General features: G+C 70.0%; 20 protein-coding genes. 11 read left to right on the top strand and 9 right to left on the bottom strand.

Annotated features, from left to right (window positions below):
* Window positions 1-117: 117 nt before the first annotated feature.
* Window positions 118-1815 carry an ABC-F family ATP-binding cassette domain-containing protein gene (locus ACFVJS_RS06795; RefSeq protein WP_378878167.1) on the top strand — a complete coding sequence of 566 codons (1698 nt, stop codon included), beginning with the start codon at window positions 118-120 and terminating at the stop codon, window positions 1813-1815.
* Window positions 1812-2834 carry a GNAT family N-acetyltransferase gene (locus ACFVJS_RS06790; RefSeq protein WP_378878166.1) on the top strand — a complete coding sequence of 341 codons (1023 nt, stop codon included), beginning with the start codon at window positions 1812-1814 and terminating at the stop codon, window positions 2832-2834. The genes ACFVJS_RS06795 and ACFVJS_RS06790 overlap by 4 nt, the downstream gene beginning before the upstream one ends.
* A 118-nt stretch (window positions 2835-2952) precedes the next feature.
* Here ACFVJS_RS06790 and ACFVJS_RS06785 read toward each other — a convergent pair whose 3' ends face one another.
* Both ACFVJS_RS06785 and ACFVJS_RS06780 read right to left on the bottom strand, forming a co-directional pair.
* Window positions 2953-4215, bottom strand: coding sequence for a S1C family serine protease (locus ACFVJS_RS06785; protein ID WP_378878165.1), 1263 nt, complete (start codon window positions 4213-4215; stop codon window positions 2953-2955).
* 78 nt (window positions 4216-4293) lie between these two features.
* Window positions 4294-4800, bottom strand: a complete 507-nt coding sequence (locus ACFVJS_RS06780; RefSeq protein WP_378878164.1) for a MarR family winged helix-turn-helix transcriptional regulator — start codon at window positions 4798-4800, stop codon at window positions 4294-4296.
* Window positions 4801-4870: 70 nt separating this feature from the next.
* Here ACFVJS_RS06780 and ACFVJS_RS06775 point away from each other — a divergent pair, with 70 nt between their 5' ends.
* Window positions 4871-6112, top strand: a complete 1242-nt coding sequence (locus ACFVJS_RS06775) for an MFS transporter (protein WP_378878163.1) — start codon at window positions 4871-4873, stop codon at window positions 6110-6112.
* Here ACFVJS_RS06775 and ACFVJS_RS06770 read toward each other — a convergent pair.
* The 3 genes from ACFVJS_RS06770 to ACFVJS_RS06760 all read right to left on the bottom strand — a co-directional run bounded on the left by ACFVJS_RS06770 (window position 6109) and on the right by ACFVJS_RS06760 (window position 8321).
* Window positions 6109-6759: an HAD-IA family hydrolase gene (locus ACFVJS_RS06770; RefSeq protein WP_378878162.1), complete on the bottom strand. Its 651-nt coding sequence runs from the start codon at window positions 6757-6759 to the stop codon at window positions 6109-6111. The two genes, ACFVJS_RS06775 and ACFVJS_RS06770, sit on opposite strands and share 4 nt — an antisense overlap.
* Window positions 6756-8060 (bottom strand): citrate synthase, encoded by a 1305-nt coding sequence (locus tag ACFVJS_RS06765; protein WP_378878161.1) that lies wholly within the window; start codon window positions 8058-8060, stop codon window positions 6756-6758. Before ACFVJS_RS06765 ends, ACFVJS_RS06770 begins: the two co-directional genes overlap by 4 nt.
* A gap of 69 nt (window positions 8061-8129) precedes the next feature.
* Complete coding sequence (locus ACFVJS_RS06760; RefSeq protein ID WP_378878160.1) at window positions 8130-8321, bottom strand: hypothetical protein; 192 nt, start codon at window positions 8319-8321, stop codon at window positions 8130-8132.
* A 170-nt stretch (window positions 8322-8491) separates the two neighbouring features.
* On the opposite strand from ACFVJS_RS06760, the gene ACFVJS_RS06755 reads away from it, so the two are divergent.
* Both ACFVJS_RS06755 and ACFVJS_RS06750 read left to right on the top strand, forming a co-directional pair.
* Window positions 8492-9478 carry an ArsR/SmtB family transcription factor gene (locus tag ACFVJS_RS06755; protein ID WP_378878159.1) on the top strand — a complete coding sequence of 329 codons (987 nt, stop codon included), beginning with the start codon at window positions 8492-8494 and terminating at the stop codon, window positions 9476-9478.
* A 101-nt stretch (window positions 9479-9579) separates the two neighbouring features.
* Window positions 9580-10050 carry a hypothetical protein gene (locus tag ACFVJS_RS06750; protein WP_378878158.1) on the top strand — a complete coding sequence of 157 codons (471 nt, stop codon included), beginning with the start codon at window positions 9580-9582 and terminating at the stop codon, window positions 10048-10050.
* A gap of 140 nt (window positions 10051-10190) precedes the next feature.
* Here the strand turns inward: ACFVJS_RS06750 and ACFVJS_RS06745 are convergent, their stop codons facing one another.
* Window positions 10191-11195, bottom strand: a complete 1005-nt coding sequence (locus tag ACFVJS_RS06745; RefSeq protein ID WP_378878157.1) for an alpha/beta hydrolase — start codon at window positions 11193-11195, stop codon at window positions 10191-10193.
* A gap of 175 nt (window positions 11196-11370) precedes the next feature.
* Between ACFVJS_RS06745 and hrpA the strand changes: the two genes are divergently transcribed.
* The 4 genes from hrpA to ACFVJS_RS06725 all read left to right on the top strand — a co-directional run bounded on the left by hrpA (window position 11371) and on the right by ACFVJS_RS06725 (window position 18119).
* Window positions 11371-15264 carry an ATP-dependent RNA helicase HrpA gene (gene hrpA, locus ACFVJS_RS06740; RefSeq protein WP_378878155.1) on the top strand — a complete coding sequence of 1298 codons (3894 nt, stop codon included), beginning with the start codon at window positions 11371-11373 and terminating at the stop codon, window positions 15262-15264.
* Window positions 15265-15397: 133 nt separating this feature from the next.
* On the top strand, window positions 15398-15994 hold the full coding sequence (locus tag ACFVJS_RS06735; RefSeq protein WP_378878154.1) for a hypothetical protein: 597 nt from the start codon (window positions 15398-15400) through the stop codon (window positions 15992-15994).
* A gap of 222 nt (window positions 15995-16216) precedes the next feature.
* Window positions 16217-16627: a type II toxin-antitoxin system PemK/MazF family toxin gene (locus tag ACFVJS_RS06730; RefSeq protein WP_378878152.1), complete on the top strand. Its 411-nt coding sequence runs from the start codon at window positions 16217-16219 to the stop codon at window positions 16625-16627.
* A 154-nt stretch (window positions 16628-16781) separates the two neighbouring features.
* Window positions 16782-18119, top strand: a complete 1338-nt coding sequence (locus tag ACFVJS_RS06725; protein ID WP_378878150.1) for an ABC transporter substrate-binding protein — start codon at window positions 16782-16784, stop codon at window positions 18117-18119.
* An 83-nt stretch (window positions 18120-18202) separates the two neighbouring features.
* Here the strand turns inward: ACFVJS_RS06725 and ACFVJS_RS06720 are convergent, their stop codons facing one another.
* Both ACFVJS_RS06720 and ACFVJS_RS06715 read right to left on the bottom strand, forming a co-directional pair.
* The gene (locus tag ACFVJS_RS06720) at window positions 18203-19471 is read right to left on the bottom strand and encodes an HRDC domain-containing protein (RefSeq protein ID WP_378878149.1); all 1269 of its coding nucleotides are present in this window, start codon (window positions 19469-19471) and stop codon (window positions 18203-18205) included.
* Entirely contained in the window at window positions 19468-20106 is a 639-nt protein-coding gene (locus ACFVJS_RS06715) for a DUF3000 domain-containing protein (protein WP_378878147.1), read from the bottom strand. Before ACFVJS_RS06715 ends, ACFVJS_RS06720 begins: the two co-directional genes overlap by 4 nt.
* 70 nt (window positions 20107-20176) lie before the next feature.
* On the opposite strand from ACFVJS_RS06715, the gene hemE reads away from it, so the two are divergent.
* Complete coding sequence (gene hemE, locus ACFVJS_RS06710) at window positions 20177-21259, top strand: uroporphyrinogen decarboxylase (protein ID WP_378878145.1); 1083 nt, start codon at window positions 20177-20179, stop codon at window positions 21257-21259.
* Here the strand turns inward: hemE and ACFVJS_RS06705 are convergent.
* Window positions 21238-22149: a LysR family transcriptional regulator gene (locus ACFVJS_RS06705; protein WP_378878143.1), complete on the bottom strand. Its 912-nt coding sequence runs from the start codon at window positions 22147-22149 to the stop codon at window positions 21238-21240. The two genes, hemE and ACFVJS_RS06705, sit on opposite strands and share 22 nt — an antisense overlap.
* Window positions 22150-22295: 146 nt before the next feature.
* On the opposite strand from ACFVJS_RS06705, the gene ACFVJS_RS06700 reads away from it, so the two are divergent.
* On the top strand, window positions 22296-23537 hold the full coding sequence (locus ACFVJS_RS06700) for an acyl-CoA dehydrogenase family protein (RefSeq protein ID WP_378878142.1): 1242 nt from the start codon (window positions 22296-22298) through the stop codon (window positions 23535-23537).
* Window positions 23538-23597: the final 60 nt, after the last annotated feature.

Below are 23597 nucleotides of genomic sequence, written 5' to 3'. Positions count from 1 at the left end.
GCGTCAGTCATATCGGTAATCGCCAAAATGTGTCGAGCGTCACGTTCTACTGATGGGACCGATGTGTCCAACCCGACCGGGAATAACCATTCGACACGGGTGCCAGACTGGAGGGCTGTGGGACATGTGGACGTTGCTGGAGTGCGGTTCCAGCTGCCTGACGGGCGAGTGCTGCTCGATGACGTCTCCTTCCGGGTGGGAGAGAGCGCGAAGGTCGCGCTGGTCGGTGCCAACGGCGCCGGCAAGACGACGCTGCTGCGGATCGTCACCGGGGAGCTGACCCCGACGGCCGGATCCGTGGTGCGCTCGGGCGGCCTCGGGGTGATGCGGCAGATGGTGGGCAAGGGCTCCTCGACCGTCGGTGAGCTGCTGCTCTCGGTCGCGCCCGCGCGCGTGCGTGAGGCGGCCGCGGCGGTGGAGGCGTGCGAGCTGGATCTGATGTCGTCGGAGGACGAACCGCTGCAGATGCGTTATGCGACAGCACTGGCCGAGTACGCCGACGCCGGCGGCTACGACCTCGAGGTCGTCTGGGACGTGTGCACCATGGCCGGGCTCGGGGTGCCCTACGACCGGGCCCGCTACCGCTCGCTGGACACCCTCTCCGGCGGTGAGCAGAAGCGCCTCGTCCTGGAGTACCTGCTCCGCGGCCCCGACGAGGTCCTGCTGCTCGACGAGCCCGACAACTTCCTCGACGTGCCCGGCAAGATCTGGCTGGAGCAGCGCATCCGGGAGTCCCCGAAGACCATCCTCTACGTCAGCCACGACCGCGAGCTGCTGGACAACACCGCGACCAGAGTGGTCACGGTCGAGCTCGGCGCGTCCGGTGCCGGCAACAGCACGTGGACGCACCCTGGCGGGTTCGCGTCCTACCACGAGGCCCGCAAGGACCGGTTCCTGCGGTTCGAGGAGCAGCGCCGTCGCTGGGACGAGGAGCACGCCAAGATCAAGGCACTGGTCCTACGACTGAAGATCAAGTCGGAGTACAACGACGGTATGGCCAGCCAGTACAAGGCGGCCCAGACCCGGCTCCGGAAGTTCGAGGAGGCCGGCCCGCCGGTCGAGCAGCCACGTGAGCAGGCGGTGCAGATGCGGCTGCGTGGCGGGCGCACCGGCAAGCGGGCGGTGGTCTGCGAGTCGCTCGAGCTCACCGGGTTGATGCGTCCGTTCGACCTGGAGGTCTGGTACGGCGAGCGGGTTGCCGTGCTGGGGTCCAACGGCTCGGGCAAGTCCCACTTTCTGCGTCTGCTGGCGCGCGGCGGCACCGATCCCGATGTGGAGCACCGCCCCGTCGAGGACACCCCCATCGAGCCGGTCCGCCACCGTGGCAAGGCCAAGCTCGGCGCCCGCGTGCGGCCGGGCTGGTTCGTGCAGACCCATGCCCATCCGGAGTTGGTGGGACGTACGCTGCTCGACATCTTGCACCGCGGCGAGGCCACGCCTGACGGTCGGGGACGTGCCGGGATGGGCCGGGAGGCCGCCTCCCGGGTGCTCGACCGCTACGAGCTCGCGCACGCCGCGGAGCAGACCTTCGACTCGCTCTCGGGCGGCCAGCAGGCCCGTTTCCAGATCCTCCTGCTGGAGCTGTCAGGCGCCACGTTGCTGCTGCTCGACGAGCCGACCGACAACCTCGACGTCCAGTCCGCCGAGGCGCTGGAGGCGGGGCTGGAGTCGTTCGAGGGCACCGTCATCGCGGTCACCCATGACCGCTGGTTCGCCCGGGGCTTCGACCGCTTCCTGGTCTATGGCGCCAACGGCGACGTCTACGAGTCCCCAGAGCCGGTCTGGGACGAGACCAGAGTGGAGAGGTCACGATGAGTGAGCTGGTGATCGAGCGCGTCGACCCGTTCGACGACGACGTCTTCGACGCGTGGTACGACGTGATGACCGCGTCGTGGCTCGACGTACGCGGCCCCGACGCCGATCTGTGGGCACGTGAGGAGCAGCGCGTCGAGCTGCAGCAGCAGACCGAGAAGACCGACCGGCGGGCGTACGTCGGCCGGGTCGGCGACACGACGGTGGCCGCCGCCTGGGTGGCCATGCCGCTGCTCGACAATCTCCACCGGGCCACGATCGTCGTGGCCGTGCTGCCGGCCCACCGCAGGCGTGGCCACGGCACCGCTGTGCTGGACCATGTCGAGGCGGAGGCCCGCGCCCAGGGACGTACGTCGCTGACGGGTGAGATCTGGTGGCCCTGGTCGCTCGGCTCTGGCGGCGAGGGCTCGCCGGGTCGCGACTTCGGCGTGGCGCGGGGCTATGCGCCCGCCCTGGTGGAGGTACGCCGCCTGTTGAGGCTCCCGGTGCCCGACGACGTCCTCGATCGGTTGGCGGCGCAGGCCGCCGAGCGGCACGGCGACTACACGCTGAGGTCCTGGGTCGGCAGGGTGCCCGACGACATCGTCGAGAGCTGGGCGGTTCTCGACGCCAGCCTGGAGACCGAGGCACCCACCGGTGACCTGGACATCGAGGCGCCCGAGCCCGACGTGGCGAAGGTGCGCGAGACCGAGGAGCTGGTCGCCGCCCAGAAGCGGACCCTCTACCACTCGGTGGCGCTGGACGGCGACGGCAAGGTGGTGGCCTACACGGTGATCGGCTACTCCAGCCGGGACGGCAAGAGCTACCAGTGGGGCACCCTGGTCGAGGCGGCTCATCGGGGCCACCGGCTCGGGCTGGCGGTGAAGGTGGCCAACCTCCGGCTGCTCCAGGCCGAGCGTCCGGAGGTGCCGACCCTGGGGACGTACAACGCCGAGGTCAACCGCCACATGATCCAGGTCAACGAGGCCATGGGCTTCGAGCCGGTCGAGTGGCTGTGCAGCGTCCAGAAGCAGGTCTCTTGAGTCGAGCGGTGGCGATGCACTAGCGCCTCACACCCGGTCAGAGTCGGGCATGAGGCGCTCGGATGGTGGCACCCCGCGGCGCTGAGACCCCTGCGGATCCCTGCGTCTTGCGGGGAGATCAGGAGGCGTCGGAGTCCAGGGTCACCTTCTCGGTGTGCTCCTCGCCGTTGCGGGTCCAGGTGACCTCGACCTCGTCGTTCGGGCGGTAGGAGCGGACGGTCGCCACGAGAGAGTCCGATCCGGTGATGACGTGGTCGTCGACCTTGGTGATGATGTCGCCCTTCTGGAGGCCGGCCTTCTCGGCGGTGCTGCCCGAGCTGACCTCCTGGACCTGGGCTCCGGTGACCGAGTTCTGGCCGTTCTGGGCCGCGGGAGCGTCCGAGACCGAGATGCCGAACTGTGCGTGGGTGGCCTGCTCGCCCTTCTCGAGCTGCTCGACGATCGGGCGGATCTCGTCGATCGGGATCGCGAACCCGATGCCGATCGAGCCTGCGTCCTCACTGGTCGCGCCGCCGCCGGAGCGGATCGAGGCGTTGATGCCGACGAGGTTGCCGTTGAGGTCGACGAGCGCGCCACCCGAGTTGCCGGGGTTGATCGCCGCGTCGGTCTGCACCGCCGGGTAGACGGTCGCCGCGCCGTTCTGGTCCACACCGACGTTGACCGGACGGTCGAGCGCGCTCACGATACCGGTGGTCACCGTGGAGTCGAGCCCGAACGGGGAGCCGATCGCCACGACGCTCTGGCCGACGGTGAGGTTCGACGACTTGCCGAACGTGATCGGGGTCAGGCCGGAGACGCCCTGGGCCTTGATCACGGCGGTGTCGGTGAGCGGGTCGGTGCCGAGGACCTCGGCGGAGGCGGACGTACCGTCGTTGAAGTCGACCGTCACGCTGCCACCGTTGGCGGCCAGCTCGACGACGTGGTTGTTGGTCAGGATCGTGCCGTCGGACGAGATGACGACGCCGGAGCCCGAGCCGGAGCCCTGCTGGGAGCCGACCTCGATCTTCACCACCGAGGGGAGGACCTTGGCCGAGACCTTCTCGATGCTGCCCTCGGGGGCCTTCGCGTCGACGACCTGGGAGGTGGCCGGCGTGTGCGCGCCGCCGCCGGTGCCGTCACCGGCGAGGGCGTCGTAGATCGCCGCGCCCCCGACGCCCGCGGTGCCGCCGGCGACCAGGGCACCGGCGAGGACCGCCGCGACGAGACCGGTGCGACCGGTGCGCTTCTTGGCAGGCGCCGCCGGCGCGGCCGGCATGACAGAGGTCTGGGCCGGCGGGGCCGCGAACGGGCCGGCGGGGTGCTGGGTGGATCCGGCAGGAGGAGCCGGGGGAGTCCACTGCGGCGGGGTCCCACTCGGCTGCTGAGGAGGGAGTTCGGTCATGTCTTCGAGTGTGGCCAGCGTCCCTGTGAACCGGCTGAGACAGGGCTATGCGGTCTCGAAGAGAAGCCGGGAACCTGCCTATTCGGCCTCGATCCGCAGAGTCACCTGCTTGAGCAGGGCCGCCAGCTCCGTACGCTGCTCGGAGCTCAATGTCTGCAGCAGCCTGGTCTCGGCCTCGCCCCGCAGGTCCATCGCCCGTCGCCAGATCTCGATGCCCGCCTTCGTCGCCTCGACGCTGATCTTGCGGCGGTCCTCCACCGAGGCCGTACGCCGCACCCACCCGGCCTTCTCCATGCTGTCGAGCCGGCCCGTCATCCCGGCCGGGCTGATGTCGAGGTCCTTGGCGAGGGCGGTGGGCGAGGCGTGGCCGGGGGTGTCGCGGATCATCAGCATGTGGAGGGTCTTGTATTCGAAGTGGGCCAGCCCGACCTCGCTCGCGGCCGCGGCGAGGGCGTCGTCGAAGAACTTCGCGATGAACCCGATCCGCACCGTGATCGCCTCGATCTCGTCGTCGAAGTCGACGTCGATCCAGTGGTCGCGCCATCGGGCGACGTGACGGTCGGCCCGGTCTTCGGTGTCTGCCATGGGCCGAGCCTACCTTTCGCTCTCTGATAATTCGATGGCGAATAGTTCGCTGACGAATTACCTTGAAGGCATGACCGCTACCGCCGACGCGCCGGCCAAGCGCCCCACGCCGCTGAGGCACCGCAACTTCCGCCGGCTCGTCACGGGGACGGCGTCCTCGTCGCTGGGCAATGCGATCACTCCGGTCGCGCTGGCCTTCGCGGTGCTCGACCTGGGTGGCACCGCGACCCAGCTCGGCCTGGTCGAGGCTGTGTTCGCGGCCTGCCAGGTGCTGACCACGCTGGCCGGGGGCGTCCTCGGCGACCGCGTCTCGCGCAAGGTGATGATGGAGGGCACGGCGGCGATCAGCGCCGTCGTGATCGGGTCACTGGCCGCGACGGTGATCCTCGGCGTCGCCACGATCCCGTCGATCGCGGTGATGGGTGGCCTCGCCGGCATCGTGGCGGCGCTCAACCAGCCCTCGGCGATGGCGATGACCAAGGTCGTCGTGCCCGAGGAGGATCTCGGCGCCGCCATCTCGCTGCGGTCGCTGCTCCAGACCACCGCCGCGACCGTCGGCTACGCCCTCGGCGGGGTGCTCGTCGCGGCCGTCGGGCCGGGGTGGGCGATCTCGATCGACGCGGTCACCTTCGCCATCGCCGCGATCGCCTACTCCGGGATGCGCGTCCCGCACGACCGAGAGCCGCGCAAGGCCTCGATGCTCGCCGACCTGGGGGAGGGCTTCCGCGAGGTGATGCGGCACTCGTGGCTGTGGTTCCTGATCCTGCAGGCGCTGCTCTACCACCTGTTCTGGTCGGGTGCCCACAGCGTGCTCGGGCCGATCGTGGTCGGCGAGGGCATCGGTAGGGCGTCGTGGGGGTTCGCGCTCGCAGCCCTGATGGCGGGCTTCTTCGTCGGTGGCCTGTTCTGCCTGCGGTTCCGCCCACGCCGGCTGCTCTCGGTGGGCGTGGTCTTCCTCGCGATGACCGGTCTCTTCCCGATCTCGATGGCCGTCTCCGACACGCTCTGGCCGATCCTGCTCGGCGCCTTCCTGCACGGGTTCGGGCTGCAGGTCTTCGACGTCTTCTGGCAGATCGCGATCCAGCAGGAGATCCCCGAGGACAAGCTCTCCCGGGTCTACTCCTTCGACATCGTGGGCTCGTTCGTCGCCCGCCCCGTCGGTCTCGCGCTCGTCGGACCGGTCGCCGTCGCGGTCGGCTTCGACACCTGGCTGCTCGTGGTCGCCGCGGTGATCTCCGGCAGCGCGCTGCTGTCGATGTCCTTCGCAGGCGTACGCCGCCTGGAACGTGCGCCCGAGCAGGGTCTCGTCTAGGAGGCCGTCACCGGAAGGCCGAGCGCCATCAGGTCCCGGCGGAGCTGCTCGGCCCCGGTGAAATGGATCGCCTGCATGCCGAGAGCCGCGGCGGCGGCAACGTTGGCGACGCTGTCGTCGATGAACGCCAGCCGCTCCAGCGGGAGTCCGGCGCGCTCGGCGACGAGGCGGTAGATCGCCGGGTCGGGCTTGGCCAGGCGCACCTCACCGGAGACCACGACGTCGGCGAGCAGCTCGATCACGTCGTACGTCGCGGGAGCGTGGGGATAGAGCTCGGCCGACCAGTTGGTCAGCCCCAGCTGCGGGAATCCGACGGCCGCGAGCTCGCGGACCAGCTCATGGGTGCCGGGGACCGGACCGAGGAGCGAGAGCGGGAAGTTGTCGACGTACGCCGCCCCTGCCGCGATCCACTCGGGCGCCTCCTGCTCGAGCACCGTGAGCGCCTGGGCCCAGGTGCGGCCGGCGTCCTGGGCGTAGTTCCACGAGCCGAAGTCGTAGGACTCCAGGAAGGCACGGGCGTCGGCGTCACCGATGCCGGCGGCGATCGCGGGGAGCGGGTCCCAGCGGATCAGCACATTCCCGAAATCCCAGACGACCCCGTCCACCACGGCCGTGGTGGACGGGGTCTGCGTGTCGGGAGCCGTCACGCCCAGCGCACGTCGCGCGGCACGAACTCGAGACCGCGCTCGCCGGTGTAGATCTGCTTCGGACGGGCGATCTTCTGCTCCTTGTCCTGGACGAGCTCCAGCCACTGGGAGAGCCAGCCCGGCGTACGCCCGATGGCGAACAGCACGGTGAACATCTCCGGGGGGAACTCCAGGGCCTCGTAGATCAGGCCGGAGTAGAAGTCGACGTTGGGGTAGAGCTTGCGCTTGACGAAGTATTCGTCCTCGAGCGCGATCTTCTCCAGCTCCTGGGCGATGTCGAGGAGCGGGTTGGTGCCGGTCACCTCGAACACGTTGTAGGCCTGCTGCTTGATCAGCTTCGCCCGCGGGTCGTAGTTCTTGTAGACCCGGTGGCCGAAGCCCATCAGCCGCTCGTTGCCGGCCTTGACGCCCTCGATGAAGGCGGGGATGTTCTCCACCTTGCCGATGCGGCGCAGCATCCGGAGCACGGCCTCGTTGGCGCCGCCGTGGAGCGGGCCGAAGAGGGCGCCGACGCCGGCGGCCACCGAGGAGTAGGGGTCGACCTGGGTCGAGCCGACGCTGCGGACCGCGTTGGCGGAGGCGTTCTGCTCGTGGTCGGCGTGCAGGATGAAGAGGGTGTCGAGCGCCTTCTCGATGCGCTCGTCCGGTGCGTACTTCGACTCGCTCATCTTGAAGAGCATGGAGAGGAAGTTGCCGGTGTAGGACAGGTCGTTGTCCGGGTAGACGTACGGCTTGCCCTGCGCGTGCCGGAACGCCCAGGCGCCGAGGGTCGGCATCTTCGCGATCAGCCGGATGATCTGCAGGCGGCGGTTGTCGGGGTCGGAGATGTTGGCGGCGTCCGGGTAGAACGTCGACATCGCACCGACCGACGCCATGAGCATGCCCATCGGGTGGGCGTCATAGCGGAAGCCCTGCATGAACTCCTTGATGTTCTCGTGCACGAACGTGTGGTAGGTGATCTCGTGCACCCACGCGTCGTACTCCTCCTTGGTCGGCAGCGCGCCGTGGACCAGGAGGTAGGAGACCTCGAGGAAGTTGGAGTTCTCCGCGAGCTGCTCGATCGGGTATCCGCGATACTCGAGGATCCCCTTGTCGCCGTCGATATAGGTGACGGATGATCGGCACGAAGCGGTATTGACGAAGCCGGGGTCGTAGACGGCCAGGCCGGGACCTTCTTCTTGGGTAGCCGGGTCGGCGGCCTTGATCTTCCCCAGGTCGGCGGCGCGGATGGTGCCGTCGGTGATCGGGATGTCGTACTCCACCCCGGTGCGGTTGTCACGCACTGTTAGAGATTCGGTCACGATCAGCAACGGTAACCCTCTTGAAATCGCCTACGTAACTCGGCGTCCCACCCATTGGCCGATTTCGACTCAGAGTCGGAACCTGTTCCGTGCCGGGTGGGTGTCGCCGGACGGCTCGTCGTCGCCGAACCGGGTGAGCGCGTCGCGCAGCCGATGGAGGTCGCGAACGGTCTGCACCGACCGCCCGTCCTGGGTCTCGTCCTCTCCGCGGAGCGCACGCAGCGCCTCCTGGATCTCGGTCTCGCTCGGCTCCCCGGTCATGGGGACATAATCTAGGTGCCCGGGCCAAGGGAAGCGACCGCGGGTTGTTCCGGCTCGCGGATCCCAGGGCTGGCAGATTTCTGTCAGAAGTCTGTGAGGTCGGGCGCGCAGCATGGTCGGACGATGGTCGCGGAAGCGGCTGGAGACGCCATCATGCTCGGGGGGACTCGATGCTGCGGATTCACTTCACCTACGAGGACCTTGCCCGGGTCAGGATCGCCGACGGACCCGATGCGCTCTGGGAGGTGCAGCTCAGCCTGCATGCGCTCCAGACGCACGGGCGCTCCGTGGAGCTGACGCCGTGGCGTCGACACACGCTGCACACACTGCCGCGCGAGGTGGTGCGACCGCTCGCCGAGATCGCGCCACCGCGCGGCATCTCGCCGGACTTCCTGACGCCGTCGGGCGGTGCTCACGGGTTCGGCGACGGGATGGAGATCTCGTTGCGTACGCCGAGGGCCACGATCTCCGCGCAGGTGGCCGCCATGGCGGACCAGCGTCGGCTGACCCCCTGGCTCGAAGCCGTACGTCGTGCCGAGACGTCGGCGCTGCGTACGTTGGGGCGGGCGGTGGCGATCTATCACGAGGGCGCGATCGCGCCGGTGTGGCGATCGTTGTCGGACGTCGTCGCCGCGGACCGGCGCATGCGCGCTCAACAGATGTCCGCCAGGGGCGTCGGGGCGGTGCTGGCCGGGCTTCCCGGGTGCCGTTGGCGGGCGCCGGTGCTGGAGATCGAGAACTACAAAGACGCCGAGGTACGCCTCGAGGGCCGTGGCCTCCTGCTCCAGCCGTCCTACTTCTGCGAGCCGGACACCCCGATCAAGCTGTGCGATCCCGGGCCGGAGCCGATGCTGGTCTATCCCACTGCCAAGCCGGCCACCGGACTCACGGCTTCGGCAGAGTCGGCATCGGTGCCCGGGCGGTCGGTGACCGCGCTGTTGGGGCGTACGCGGGCGGCCGCGCTCGCCGCGATCGGGACCGGGTGCTCGACCGGTGAGCTGGCCCGCCGGTGCGAGATCTCGGTCGGCTCCGCCAGCCAGCAGGCGAGCATCCTCCGCGAAGGCGGACTCATCACCACCCGGCGCGTGGGCACCTCGGTCTGTCACGAGATCACCAGCCTCGGGGTGCAGCTGCTGAGCGGAGCGGCGGCGTCCTGATACGCCTTTCGGCCCTGGCCAAAAAGGTTTCGCCGACGTGGCCGCCGACCCGAACCTCGGAGCGTCATTGCTCCACATCAGGTTCTCTGAAAGGAAAGCTCATGATCAAGCGCATCCTCGCGGCGGCGGCACTCACGATGGCGGTCACCAGCATCAGCTCCGGCGCCATGGCGGCGACCGGCGAAGGCACGGACGCGGCGACGAAGGCCGGCGACGACGCTCGGGAGGGCGTGGTCGCGGCCGCGGTGTCGCCGACGGTCTCGCCGGCGGCAGAGGCGGTCGCCTACCGGGCGACCGGTGTCCGGGAGTACGACTGCCCGTCGGGTCGTCTGTGCGTGGACGTGTGGGACCCGACCCGCAGCACCTACAAGGTGTTCCAGTTCTACCGGTGCCAGACGCACTCGCTCTCCGCCTTCTACTCGACCAACACCCCGGAGTTCGAGAACAACCAGACCAGCGGAACCAACACCTACTTCGAGCGGAGCTGGGGTGACCGGTACCTGAGGTCGACCGCGAAGCACGGTGAGCGCTCCATCAACTGGGACCCGATCAACTTCATCGACGTCTGCTGACCACCAGCAGCGCGCAGCGGAGCCGACGGGCGATCTCATGTCGAGATCGCCCGTTCTGCGTGGCGCAGCTTGCCGATCGGATCTCGCCCCCGAACCTCCCGGGCCTGCTCTCGCCCACCGGAAGCGAGCAGACCAGCGGATCAGCCCTCGAGCGCTCGGCGGACGAACTCCTCGCGGGTCGCGACGGAGGCACGTGAGACGGCGGCGTGGCCGGCCATCAGGTCGAAGCCGTGGAACCCGCCGCCCCACATGTGGAGGTCGACGCTGACCCCGGCCTCCGAGAGCCGCCGGGCGTAGTCCAGGGTCTCGTCGCGGAACGTCTCCGCCGAGCCGGTGTCGATGTAGGTGCGGGGGAGGCCGGTGAGGTCCTCGGCGCGGGCCGGCGCTGCGTACGGGGAGACGTCGGGGCCGCCGCGGCGGTCGCCGAGCAGCGCCGTCCAGCCGAACAGGTTGGCCTGGCGGTCCCAGACGCCCTCGTCGTCGAGCATGTGGCTGCTGTGGGTCTCGAACCGGTCGTCGAGCATCGGGCAGATCAGGATCTGGTGGCTCAGCTTCGGGAAGGCGCGGTCGCGGGCGAGCAGCGCCGTGCCGGCGGCGAGGCCACCACCGGCACTCGCTCCCGCGATCATGATGCGCTCGGGCTCGATGCCGAGCTCGGCCGCGTTCTCGGCGGTCCAGACCAGGCCGGCGTAGCAGTCCTCCACGGGCGCGGGGTCGGGGTGCTCCGGAGCGAGGCGGTACTCCACCGAGACGACCACGGCGTTGCCGGCCGCGACCTGGTCGAGGAACATCTCCACCCCGAGCCGGCGGTTGCCGATCACCATGCCGCCGCCGTGGGTGTGATAGACCGCCGGCCGCGGTGGGCCATCGGTGGCGGGGCTCAGGATCAGCAGCGTGATGTCGGGGTCGCCCTCGGGGCCGGGGACCTGACGCTCCTCGACCGTGACCGCACCGCCGACGGTCAGGTCCACCGGCTCCATGCCGGGGAAGCCGTCGGTGCTCTGCTGCCGGGCCACCGAGAGGGTTTCGGCCGAGAGGGACGGCATCGCCTCGCGTACCAGCTCGAGGACCGGTACGAGCTCCGGGTCGAACGGCGGGCGGACGGGCGCGTCGGGGAAGATCTGGTCGTCGGTCGTCTCGGTCATGGGGGGCCACTCCTTCGGTGAACGGGGGTGTACCCAGCGTCCTCCCGGGTTCATACCTCACGGAACCCGGCCTGTGGCGGGAATCACATCGACCGCTCCCGCCACCCGGCGGGCCGGGTCCCGGTTGAGCCCTCGGGAGAAACCGATGTGCGGTCGAGGGGTGCGCCGGGGGAGAATGGGAGACCTCATGTCCGAGTCCGACCAGCCCGCCGCCACCTCCGTCGCGATCACCTATCCCGCGGAGCTCCCGGTCACCCAGCGCCGCGAGGACATCGCCGCGGCCATCCGTGACCACCAGGTCGTGATCGTCGCCGGTGAGACCGGGTCGGGCAAGACGACGCAGCTGCCCAAGATCTGCCTGGAGCTGGGCCGCGGATCGAACGGGATCATCGGGCACACCCAACCGCGCCGGATCGCGGCCCGGTCGGTCGCCGAGCGGATCGCCTCCGAGCTCGGCACCGAGCTCGGGGATCTCGTCGGCTATCAGGTGCGGTTCACCGACAAGTCCTCCGCCGCGAGCCGGATCAAGCTGATGACCGACGGCATCCTGCTCGCCGAGCTGCAGCGCGACCGCGACCTGCGTCGCTACGACACGATCATCATCGACGAGGCCCACGAGCGGTCGCTCAACATCGACTTCCTGCTCGGCTACCTGCGCCGGCTGCTGCCACGGCGGCCGGACCTGAAGGTGATCATCACCTCCGCGACGATCGACCCGGAGCGGTTCGCGGCCCACTTCTCCGACCCGAGGACGGGCGAGCCGGCGCCGATCATCGAGGTCTCCGGCCGCACCTACCCGGTCGAGGTCCGCTACCGCCCGCTGATGGAGCTCTCCGAGGAGGACGAAGAGGGCGAGGTCGTCGTCCGCGACCAGACCGAGGCCATCGTCGACGCGGTCAAGGAGCTCTCCGCCGAGGGACCCGGCGACGTGCTCGTCTTCCTCCCCGGCGAACGGGAGATCCGCGACGCGGCCGACGCCCTCGCCGACGCGCTCGGCCTGAACCGCGGCGGCCCGTCGACCGGTCTGGTCGAGATCGTGCCCTTGTTCTCGAGGCTCTCGGCCGCCGACCAGCACCGCGTCTTCTCACCCCACACCGGCCGCCGGATCGTGCTCGCCACCAACGTCGCCGAGACCTCGCTGACGGTCCCAGGGATCAAGTACGTCGTCGACACCGGCGTCGCCCGCATCTCCCGCTACTCCGCACGCACGAAGGTGCAGCGCCTGCCCATCGAGCCGATCTCGCAGGCCTCCGCGAACCAGCGCTCGGGGCGTACCGGGCGGGTCGAGGCGGGCATCGCGATCCGGCTCTACTCCGAGGAGGACTTCCTCGGGCGGCCGGAGTTCACCGACCCGGAGATCCTGCGGACCAACCTGGCTTCGGTCATTCTCCAGATGGCCTCCCTCGGGCTCGGCGACATCGCCCGGTTCCCGTTCGTGGAGGCGCCCGACCGGCGCAACATCACCGCCGGCGTACAGCTGCTGGAGGAGCTCGGCGCGATGCGGGGCCAGCGGCTGACGAAGCTGGGCCGGCGGCTGGCGAGGCTGCCGATCGACCCGCGGCTGGCGCGGATGGTGCTCGAGGCCGAGCGGCTCGGCTGCGTACGCGACGTCATCGTCGTCGCCGCCGCGCTCTCGCTCCAGGACCCGCGCGAGCGTCCGGGGCAGGACCACCCCAAGGAGCAGGCTCAGGCCGACCAGCTGCACGCCAGGTTCAAGGACGAGACCTCCGACTTCCTGACCTGGCTCAACCTGTGGCGCTACCTCAAGGAGCAGCAGCACGAGCTCTCGTCGAGTGCGTTCCGGAGGCTGTGCAAGCGGGAGTTCCTGCACTACGTACGCGTCCGGGAGTGGCAGGACCTGGAGTCGCAGCTGCGGCAGGTGTGCCGGGAGATGAAGATCGACCTCGGCAAGGGGCACCGTGACATCGGTCACGAGGACGGCGACGACAAAGCGGCCTATGACGCCGACGGGATCCATCAGGCGCTGCTCTCCGGCCTGCTCTCGCACATCGGGGCGCTGGAGGAGCGCGACAAGAAGGCGGATGCCGCTGCCGGTCGCGACCGGCGGCGGCCGGGTCCGCGGGAGTACGAGGGCGCGCGCGGTGCGAAGTTCGCGATCTTCCCCGGATCGGCGCTGCACCGGAAGAACCCTCAGTTCGTGATGTCTGCCGAGCTGGTCGAGACCTCGCGTCTCTGGGCCCGGCAGAACGCCTCGATCAAGCCCGAGTGGGCCGAGCGACTCGGCCGTGACCTGGTCAAACGCACCTACTCCGAGCCGCACTGGTCACAGAAGCGCGCCTCGGTGATGGCCCGGGAGAAGGTGACGCTCTACGGCGTCCCGCTGGTCGCCGACCGTCCCGTGGCGTTCGGCAAGATCGATCCCGAGCTCTCCCGTGAGCTCTTCATCCGGCATGCGCTGGTCTATGGCGAGTGGCGTACCAACCATCGGTTCCTCCGTGACAACGCCAAGCTGATGGAGGAGGCGGAGGAGCTCGAGCACCGGGCCCGCCGCCGCGACATCGTGGTCGACGAGCACGCGCTCTTCGACTTCTACGACCGCCGGCTGCCGGCATCGATCGTGTCGGGGGCTCACTTCGACCAGTGGTGGAAGCAGGCCCGCCGGGAGACGCCCGACCTGCTCACCTTCGACCTCTCGATGCTCACCAACGAAGCCGCCGGTGAGGTGACCGAGGCGGATTTCCCGGCCGAGTGGGCTCTGCAGAATCCTGGGGGCGGCCCGCTGACCTTCTCGCTGAGCTACCAGTTCGAGCCGGGTGCGGCCGACGACGGACTGACGATCGACGTGCCGGTGGCGACCCTCAACCGGGTCGGAGCCGACGACTTCTCCTGGCTGGTGCCGGGGCTGCGCGAGGAGCTGGTGACCGCGCTGATCCGGTCGCTCCCCAAGCAGTTGCGGGTCAGCTTCGTGCCGGCTCCCGACAAGGCGCGGGCGTTCCTGAAGGAGACACCTCCGGGTGAGGAGCCGCTGCTGACGGCGCTGGAGCGCTGGGCGCGCTCGACCGCCGGCGTGCACATCCCGCGCGAGGCGTGGGACTGGGACAAAGTGCCCGAGCACCTGCGGCCGACCTACCGGGTCGTGGGCGAGGACGGCCGCGAGACGGCTCGCGGCAAGGACCTGGACGCGCTCAAGGCGCCGCTCGAAGGCGAGTTCGAGGCAGCGATCGCCGAGGTCGCCGCCTCCGCGGGCCACACCCGCACCGGCGAGACCTCGTGGGTCTTCGGGTCGATCTCCACGACGGTGACGGAGAAGCGGGCGGGCCACGAGGTCACCGTCTTTCCGTGCCTCTCCGACGAGGGCACGACGGTGGGGTTGGTGGTCGCCGGGTCTGTCGAGGAGGCGGAGGCCCGTCACCGGCTCGGCGTCGCCCGGCTGCTGCTCCTGGCGCTGCCCGACGTCGGCAAGCAGGTGGTCGACGGGCTGACCACCATGGAGAAGCTCGCGCTGGCCGGCTCTCCCTACCCCAGCGCCGCCGAGCTGGTCGAGGACTGCCGAGCGGCCGTCGTCCGCCAGCTGGTCGATGCCCGTCCGCTGCCGCGCACCGAGGAGACGTACGCCGCGCTGCTGGCCGCCGCCGGCAGCCAAGCCGATCTGGTGGCGGCCGTTCGGGCGGTCCTGGCCGACGTGATGCGGGCCCTCGAGGCGTACCGCGAGACAGACAAGGCCCTCTCCGGACGGGCCGACATGTTCCAGCTCCCTGCCCTGACCGACATGAAGGAGCAGCTCGCTCGGCTGGTCCACCGCGGCTTCGTCGCGGAGGCCGGTGCCCAGCACATCCGGCGCTACCCGACCTATCTGAAGGCGATCGTCGAGCGCCGTCGCAAGCTCGACAGCGACCTGCGCGGCGACCGCACGACCCACGACCGGATCGCGTCGCTCCAGGACGCCTACCTGCATCAGGTCGAGGCGCTGGCCGAGGGCCGTCCGCCCGGGCCGCGACTGCGCCAGGTGCGGTGGATGCTCGAGGAGTACCGCGTCCAGCTCTGGGCGCAGCAGCTCGGCACCGCCGAGAAGGTCTCCGACGCGCGCATCCGCAAGCTGCTCGGCTGATCTCGGAACGGTGCCGAGCCGGCGCGGGCGCGGTGTAACACGTCGTTCGTAGGACTATCCGGTCGTTCTGACAGGGCGACCAGTCCTACGAACGACGTGTTACATGGCCGCGGCGGCCGCTACGCTCGATCTGATGCCCAGAGAGTTTCATTCGCCGATGCGTCCCGGGGACGGCTTCTTCGACTCCCTCCTCGGGGGCGACGACCCTGCCCTGGTGCAGGAGGCGGCCGACGCGGCGGCGACGGCGCTCGTACGCGGCGCGCGGGAGAGCGACGACCCCGCGGTCGCCGAGCGGATCCTGCACCTGGCCGAGTCCGAGGGCATCGAGACGATCGCGGAGGTGTGGTCGAGCTCGCCGGCGGAGTCGCTGGCCGGCTGTCTGTGGCGGCTCTACCTGCTCCGCAGCTGGGTCTACGCCGACCCGGTCGGCGCCGCGCGCGAGTTCGAGGCCGGGCGGGCGAAGGCCCAGGTCGCGCAGGTCGTGGCCGGGGTCGCGGAGCCGCCGGGCCCGCAGGAGCTGAAGGCGATGGTCGACGAGGTGCTGCGTGGCATCGCCGGCAGCGACTTCGCCGTGGTGCTCCTCCGCGCTGCCGCCTTCTCCCGCGTCATCGCCGCCGGGCGGGCGGCCCTGGACCCGGACGCAGCCGCCAAGGACGTACGCAACATGCTGCAGCTCTCCGAGCAGCTCGAGGCCGCGGGGCACGCCGAGCTGGACCACCGGCTGACGTGAGTCTCGGTGCGGTAGCCTCCTGCTCGCTTTGATGTGGCAGAGGTTGGGGGCACCGTTACACTGGTCGCCGAACACGTCGGGCTGCGGCAGCCCCGGGTCCCAACTTCAGCCGCTACGAGCGGCCTTGCGCCGTGAGGCGCTCCCGGTCCGGCGTGTTCATCATCTTTTCCGGTGCGCCTCGGCTGGGCGGCCATGACGCCAGCCACCGACCGAGGAGCCGAAGTGACCGACACCCAGCCCGCCCCGCGCGAGGGCGCCATCTCCTACGAGCCGGAGCTCGGCGACGGCAACGCCGACCCGGGCGAGGTCGTGTGGGGCTGGGTGCCCTACGAGGACGACGAGACCCAGGGCAAGGACCGTCCCGTCCTGGTGATCGGGCAGAAGGCCGGCGTACTCCTCTGCCTGATGCTGACCAGCAAGGACCACGACCGCGACGAGGCGCAGGAGGCCCGCCACGGTCGGTACTGGATGGATGTCGGCACCGGCGGCTGGGACCGGCAGGGCCGGCCCTCGGAGGTGCGCCTGGACCGGCTCATCCGGATGGACCCCGCCGACGTACGCCGCGAGGGCGATGTGCTGGCCAAGGAGATCTTCGACGATGTGATCAAGGCCGCACGCGATCACCTCGCCTGAGGCGGCCCCCAGGGCCGTCTTCTCAGGAAGTGTCCAGGTACGTATCGTAAAGTGAATCGCTGGTAAACCGGGTCTGTGGTTCCATCACAGACCCGGTCCCGGTGTTGAGATGGAGGAAATGGTGCGGCGCACGCGACTGGCAACGGCGCTTCTGGTGACGGTTCTCTCGGCGTCCCTTGCGGCCTGCGGTGGTGAGCCGACCTCGAAGCCCTCGCCGAGCACCACGACCAAGGCTCCCGCGAAGGTGAAGCTCGTCTTCGGGGTCTCGGGCCACAAGACGCTGGTCGACACCTACAAGCAGCTCGCCGCCGAATACACCCAAGAGGTCCCCAACGTCACCGTCGAGGTGAAGTCCTGGCCGACCGCCGACCAGCTCACCGCGGCCGTCAGCGGCGGCGAGAAGGTCGACGTGGTGCTGACCCCGCGGGCTGACGTCGAGGTGTTCGCCGAGGACAAGCTGATCCAGCCCGTCGACACCCTGCTCGAGGCCCGCAACGTCGACTTCGGCGACAAGTACTCGCGTGAGGCGATGGAGGACTTCTCCGTCGACCGCCGTCTGGAGTGCATGCCCTACTCCGTCTCTCCGCAGGTCGTCTACGTCAACACCGGCCTGATCGACTTCGAGGCCATGAAGGAGGAGGGTCTGCCGACCCCGACCGTCCGGGCCGACGGCTCGCTGCGTGGCTGGACCCTGGAGCAGTTCGGTGCTGCGATGACGTACGCCGCCGAGCACAACAAGGGCGTGCGGGGCACCTATGTCGAGCAGAACCTCGGCGCGCTGATGCCCTGGCTCGCCGGTGCCGGTGCCACCCTCTTCGACGACCCGCTGGCCCCGACCACCACGACGCTCGGCGACTCGGCAGGGTCCTACGAGGACCTGGTCGAGGTGCTCAGCCAGCCCAACGTGTTGGCCACCGCGAAGGACCTCGGCGGTCGCACCCCGTTCCAGGCCTTCAAGCAGGGCCGCCTGGTCGCGCTCGCCGGTGACCGTTCGCTGGTCTCCGACCTCCGCGCGACCGAGGGGATGGAGTGGGACGTGATGCCGATGCCGGGCGGCAACGGCACCACCGGTGACTACGCCGGCCTGTGCATGGGCTCGGAGACCGTCGACCCCGACGCCACCGCCGACTTCCTCACCTACCTCATCTCGACCGAGTCGGTCGTCAAGATGGTCCGCACCGGTCACTTCGTGCCGGTCAACTCCGAGGTCGGCTACGCCCCGGTCTTCACCCAGCCCGAGCGCAACCCCAGGAACGCCCGCATCTTCACCGACACCGTCCGTGACATGCAGGTCCTCCCCGAGGCCACCCAGCTCGCCCAGCTGCAGAAGGTCGCCGCCGTCGCGGTCCGGAGCTCGTTGGCGGTCGTCGAGCCCGACCAGGTCGAGGACTTCGCCGTCCAGATCGACGAGCTCTCCAAGACCGTCTTCCCGCAGCCGACCCCGACGACCCCATCGACCTCACCGACCCCGTCCACCTCGCCCAGCTCCTAGCCGCCGAGGCGTCAGTGACCGCCGGTCGAGCCGCGAGGCCGCCCGCGGCCGAGCGTGTCGACCAGCGTGAGGCTGGGATCGGGTCAGGGCTCGATGTCTGCGTGAAGGACGGCGTCGGTGAGCAGCGGCGCGGTGAGGGCGATCTGCCAGCCGCGGGCGCCGAAGCCGGAGAGGATCTCGATGATGCCGTCGAGGAGGGCGCCGGGGTCGCGGGTCTTCGGTGGCGTCCACATGGCGCGGCGCAGGAAGTCGGGGGTGAGCAGGTTCTCGGCGGGGAGGTTGCGCGCCTCGGCGAGCGCGTTGACGGACTCACGTGCCAGTGCGAGACGGCGGGCGGCCGCGGGGTCCTTGTCGGCCCACGCGCGCGGCGGGGGAGGACCCTCGGCACGTGGTGACCGCACCGGGAGCTCGTCCTCGTCCATCGTGAGCGCCCGGTTGATGGCCTTCACCCACGAGGTCGCGTAGCGCTCGGCGCCGCGGCCGTGGAACCCCTTCAGGCCGAGCAGCGAGGCCTTGTCCTGCGGGAGTTCCTGCGCGGCGGCCACGATCGCGGCGTCGGGGATGATCCGGCTCGGCGTGACGTCACGCTGCTGGGCGATCCGGTCGCGCTCGATCCACAGCTCGCGCACGGCGGCGAGCCCGCGACGGCCTCGGACGCGGTGCATGCCGGAGGTGCGCCGCCAGGCATCCGTACGCACCGGCGCCTCGAACCCGCGCAGCCAGTCGAACTCCTGGCGGGCCCAGGCGTCCTTGCCCTGCGCGACGAGCTCGGCGGCCAGCGCCTCGCGCAGCTCGACGAGGACCTCGACGTCCAGCGCGGCGTACTCCAGCCAGGCGTCGGGCAACGGCCGGGTCGACCAGTCGGCCGCGGAGTGCTCCTTGAGCATGGTGAATCCCAGCACCGTCTCGACCAGGGTGCCGAGCCCGACCCTCGGATAGCCCAGCAGCCGCCCCGCGAGCTCGGTGTCGAACAGCGCGGACGGGTGCAGGCCGAGGTCGCTGAGGCAGGGGAGGTCCTGGGTGGCGGCGTGCAGGATCCACTCGGTGCCCTCGAGCGCCTCGATCAGCGGGTCCATCGTGGTCAGCTCGATCGGGTCGATCAGCCAGATCCCGGAGCCTTCGCGGCGCAGCTGGATCAGGTAGGCGCGGTTGGAGTAGCGGTAGCCGGAGGCACGCTCGGCGTCGATCCCGACCGGTCCGGTCCCGGCGGCGATGGCCGCAGCGGCCTTCACCAGGCCTTCGTCGGTGTCGGTCACCGGGGGCAGCCCGTCGCGCAGGGTCAGCAGCGGCGCCGGAGCAGCATCTTCTGGTGTGTCCGGCCCCTTCTCGGCCTCGGCGTTCTCTTCGATCACGCGCCTCGCTGCCCTCGCCGGCTCGGCATGACGGTGACACCCTCCGGCACCGGAGGAAGTCCCGCAGCCGTGCAGAGCAGCTCGCCCCACGCCTCGGTGTGCGGTCGCAGGTCCAGATCACCCGAGACGCTCCCGACCGGAGTCCAGGAAGCGCGGATCTCGATCTGGGCAGTGCCGTCCTCATCGGCCATCCCGCCATAGGACTCGGTGGCGACGCGGGTCACGGTGCCCGCAGCGGCGACGTGCTCGGCGCCGTGAGCGGACAGCGCGTCGATGAGCCACGACCAGCCGACCTCGCCCAGCAGCGGGTCGCTGATGTGCTCGACGTCGATGTCGGCCCGTGCGTAGGCCACCAGCCGGAAGGTGCCGGGCAGTCCGTGCACGGTGCCCCAGGCGTCGTTGCCGTCCGGATCGTGCAGCAGGATCAGCCGCCCGGTCGCCACGTCGACGTCGCCGACGGTCACATCGGCCGACAGGGCCGCGGCGTAGGGAGCGATCCGCTGCGGGGCCGGCATCTCCTCGGCCAGCACCTCGGGCCGGAAGGTCGCGGCGCGCATCCCCTCCGCGGCGGACCGGAACACGGCAGGACCGCTCTCCGGCCCCGCGGCGGGACGCGACTCTCCACGGACGACCATGTGAACAGGGTATGTCTTCTGTGCGATTCGCGATGTGCGTACACGCCGCACCGGATGGGACCATTGCCTGGTGGCCGCTGTACACATTCCTGGGAACACCGCTGACGCGCTCGCTTCCTCCCCGTTCCTGCAGGCGCTGGCCGGGCAGAAGCCGAGCCGTACGCCGGTGTGGTTCATGCGCCAGGCAGGTCGCTCGCTGCCCGAATACCTGAAGGTGCGCGAGGGCATCGGCATGCTCGAGTCCTGCCAGAACGCCGACCTGATCACCGAGATCACCCTCCAGCCCGTACGCCGCTACGGGGTCGACGCGGCCATCTTCTTCTCCGACATCGTGCTGCCGCTGAAGGCGGTCGGGGTCGACCTCGAGATCAAGCCCGGTGTGGGTCCCGTGGTTGCCGAGCCGGTGCGCACCATGGCCGACGTGGAGGCGATCCCGGACCTGACTCCGGAGCACGTCCCCTACATCACCGAGGCCGTCCAGAACCTCACCGGCGAGCTGGCCGGCATCAACGGCGGCACCCCGCTGATCGGGTTCGCCGGCGCCCCGTTCACCGTCGCCTCCTACCTGGTCGAGGGCGGCCCCTCGAAGGAGTACGCCAAGACCAAGGCGCTCATGTTCGGCGCCCCCGACGTGTGGGATGCCCTGATGCGCAAGATCGCCGGGATCTCCGCCGCGTTCCTGGAGGTCCAGGTCCGCGCGGGCGCCTCCGCGGTGCAGCTCTTCGACTCCTGGGCGGGTGCCTGCACCCCCGCCGACTACGAGCGTCATGTGCTGCCCTACTCCAGCGAGGTGATGTCCCGGATCGGCGAGCTCGGCGTGCCGCGGATCCACTTCGGCGTCAACTCCGCCATGCTCCTGCCGCTCATGGGCAGTGCCGGTGCCGAGGTCGTCGGCGTCGACTGGCGCACCCCGCTGGACTGGGCGATCGACCAGCTCGGCGACGGCTTCGGTGTCCAGGGCAATCTCGACCCCGCTCTGGTCTTCGCGCCCACCGAGGTGATGCTCGAGCAGGCCGGCAAGATCATCGACGCCGGCCGGCGGGCGAAGGGCCACGTCTTCAACCTCGGTCACGGCGTCATCCCGAGCACCGACCCCGACCAGCTCGCCCGGCTGACCGAGCTCGTGCAGAGCTACGAGCCGGCCGAGGGCTGAGAGCGGGCGGTCTCGGCCAGCAGGTCGAGGAGGCTGCGCGCTCCCGAGGTCGTACGCGCGTTGTGTCGCTGCACCGCGACCATCGTCACCCGGGAGCGATCCCCTGCGAGGGGACGAACGGTGATGTGTCCGCCGGTCTCGCGCGGGTCGCCGACGACGCTGTAGTCGGGCAGCAGCGTGAGCCCGAGGCCTTCGCCGACCATCATCTTGCCCATCTCGGCGCCGTCGGTGGCATGCCAGTGGTGGGGGAGGTCGCGACCGAAGACGCGGTGGGCGAAGCGGTACATCAGGTAGCCCGAGCGCATTCCGACGAAGGGCTCCTCGCGGAGCTCGTCGACGGTGATCTCCTCGCGCGAGGTGAGCGGGTGGCCGGCGGGCAGCACCACGACCGGCCGCCCGTGGAGGAGCGGCGTGCCCTCGACCGTCGGTGGCAGGTCGTCGCCGTCGAGCAGGTTGACCAGGCCGATGTCGACGGTGCCCTCGGTCAGGGCGAGGTAGATGTCCTCCTGCACCATGGTGCGCACCTCGACGCTCGTGCGCGGGTGCGCGTCGCCGAAGCGCCGCAACGTCGGGAGCAGCACGGTCGAGGTGCCGGCGTGGACCGTGCCGACACGCACCGAGCTGACCCCGGCGTGCTGGTCGCCGGCGGCCAGACGTAGCCGGTCGACCGCCTCCAGGACGTCCGACATGGAGTGGAGCAGCTCCTGACCCTCGCGGCTGATCCGGGCGCCGGCACGGCGCCGGTCGAGCAGGGTCACGCCGAGCTCGCGCTCGAGCTTGGTGATCGCCTCGCTCAGGGCGGGCTGGGAGATGTGGAGCTGCTCGCTCGCGCGGCGCAGCGAGCCGTACTGGGTCACGGCGGCGATGTACTCCAGCTGCTCGATCCTCACGCTGTCCTCTCGTCCGGGCGGTGATCGGTCATCCCGAGCGGGTGATCGGTGATCGCTGGCGTCCATCCGGCGCCCGCCCGCTCATTCTCTACTAATTTGGTCAACTAAGGATGCAAGGTTCCACGACACAAGACTGAGAGGGCGCGATGACCACAGAGGCTGTACGCAACGCCGCGGAGTTCGATGCGGCACCCACGACCCCCGAGGGCTGGATCGACCGGGCACGCGAGGTGGCGACTCGTCTCTCCGTGGACGCGGTCGCCCGCGACCGGGCCAACCAGGTCCCGACGTACGAGGTGAATCTGCTCAAGGAGAGCGGCCTGGTCACGCTGCTCGGTCCGGTCGAGCACGGCGGCGCCGGTCAGGACTGGACGACCGCGCTGCGTGTCGTCCGGGCGGTCGCCGCGGGCGACGGCTCGATCGGGCAGCTGCTCGGCTACCACTACCTCTGGGCCTGGGCGGCACGGCTGGTCGGCACCCCGGAGCAGATCGCCGCCGTGGAGCAGCTCTACACCGAGAACAACTTCTTCTTCGGTGGTGCGGTCAACCCGCGCGACGACGACCTGGTGATCCGGGTCGAGGGCGACGAGCTCGTCTTCACCGGTCGCAAGTCGTTCTCGACCGGCGGGCGGGTCTCCGACCTGACCGTGCTCGAGGGCGTCATCGAGGGCACCGCGAAGCACGTCTTCGCGATCGTCCCGACCCAGCAGGAGGCCATCGTCTTCGCCGGGGACTGGGACAACCTCGGCCAGCGGCTCACCGAGTCCGGCGCCGTCGAGATCAACGGTGTGCGGGTCCCGTGGGAGGCCGCGGCCGGCTACGTGAAGCAGGCCGACGGCTCGTTCGAGTTCCAGCCGCGGGTCTACAACACGCTCAACGTCCCGCTCATCCAGATCATCTTCGCCAACTTCTACATCGGGATCGCCGAGGGTGCGCTGAAGACCGCGGCGACCTACACCCGCGACACGACCCGGGCGTGGCCCTACGCCGGCGACGTCAAGGAGAGCGCGAGCGAGGAGTTCTACATCCAGGAGACCTACGGCGACCTGACGTCCAAGCTCTGGGCGGCCGAGGCGCTGGTCGAGCGGGCCGCGACTCTGATCGAGGCCATCAACGCCCACGCCGACGAGGTCACCGAGCAGGAGCGCGGTGAGGCCGCGGTCGTGATCGCGGCCGCCAAGCAGGTCGCGATCGACGTCGGCCTCGAGATCGGCACCAAGGTCTACGACCTCACCGGTGCCCGGGCGACCTCCAACAAGGTCGGTCTCGACATCGCCTGGCGCAACATCCGCACCCACTCGCTGCACGACCCGGTGGCGCACAAGCGGGCCGAGGTCGGGCGCTACGCGCTGCTCGGCGAGATCCCGGCGCCGACCTGGTACACGTGAGCCGCCCTCGGTGATCAGCAGGGCCTCTCGCCCGGACGCTGCCTGATAGGCGGCGCCTAT

Origin of the sequence: Nocardioides sp. NPDC057772, from assembly GCF_042798075.1 — a bacterium.
Classification (GTDB): domain Bacteria; phylum Actinomycetota; class Actinomycetes; order Propionibacteriales; family Nocardioidaceae; genus Nocardioides.
This window is presented reverse-complemented; position numbering and strand designations above follow the sequence as displayed.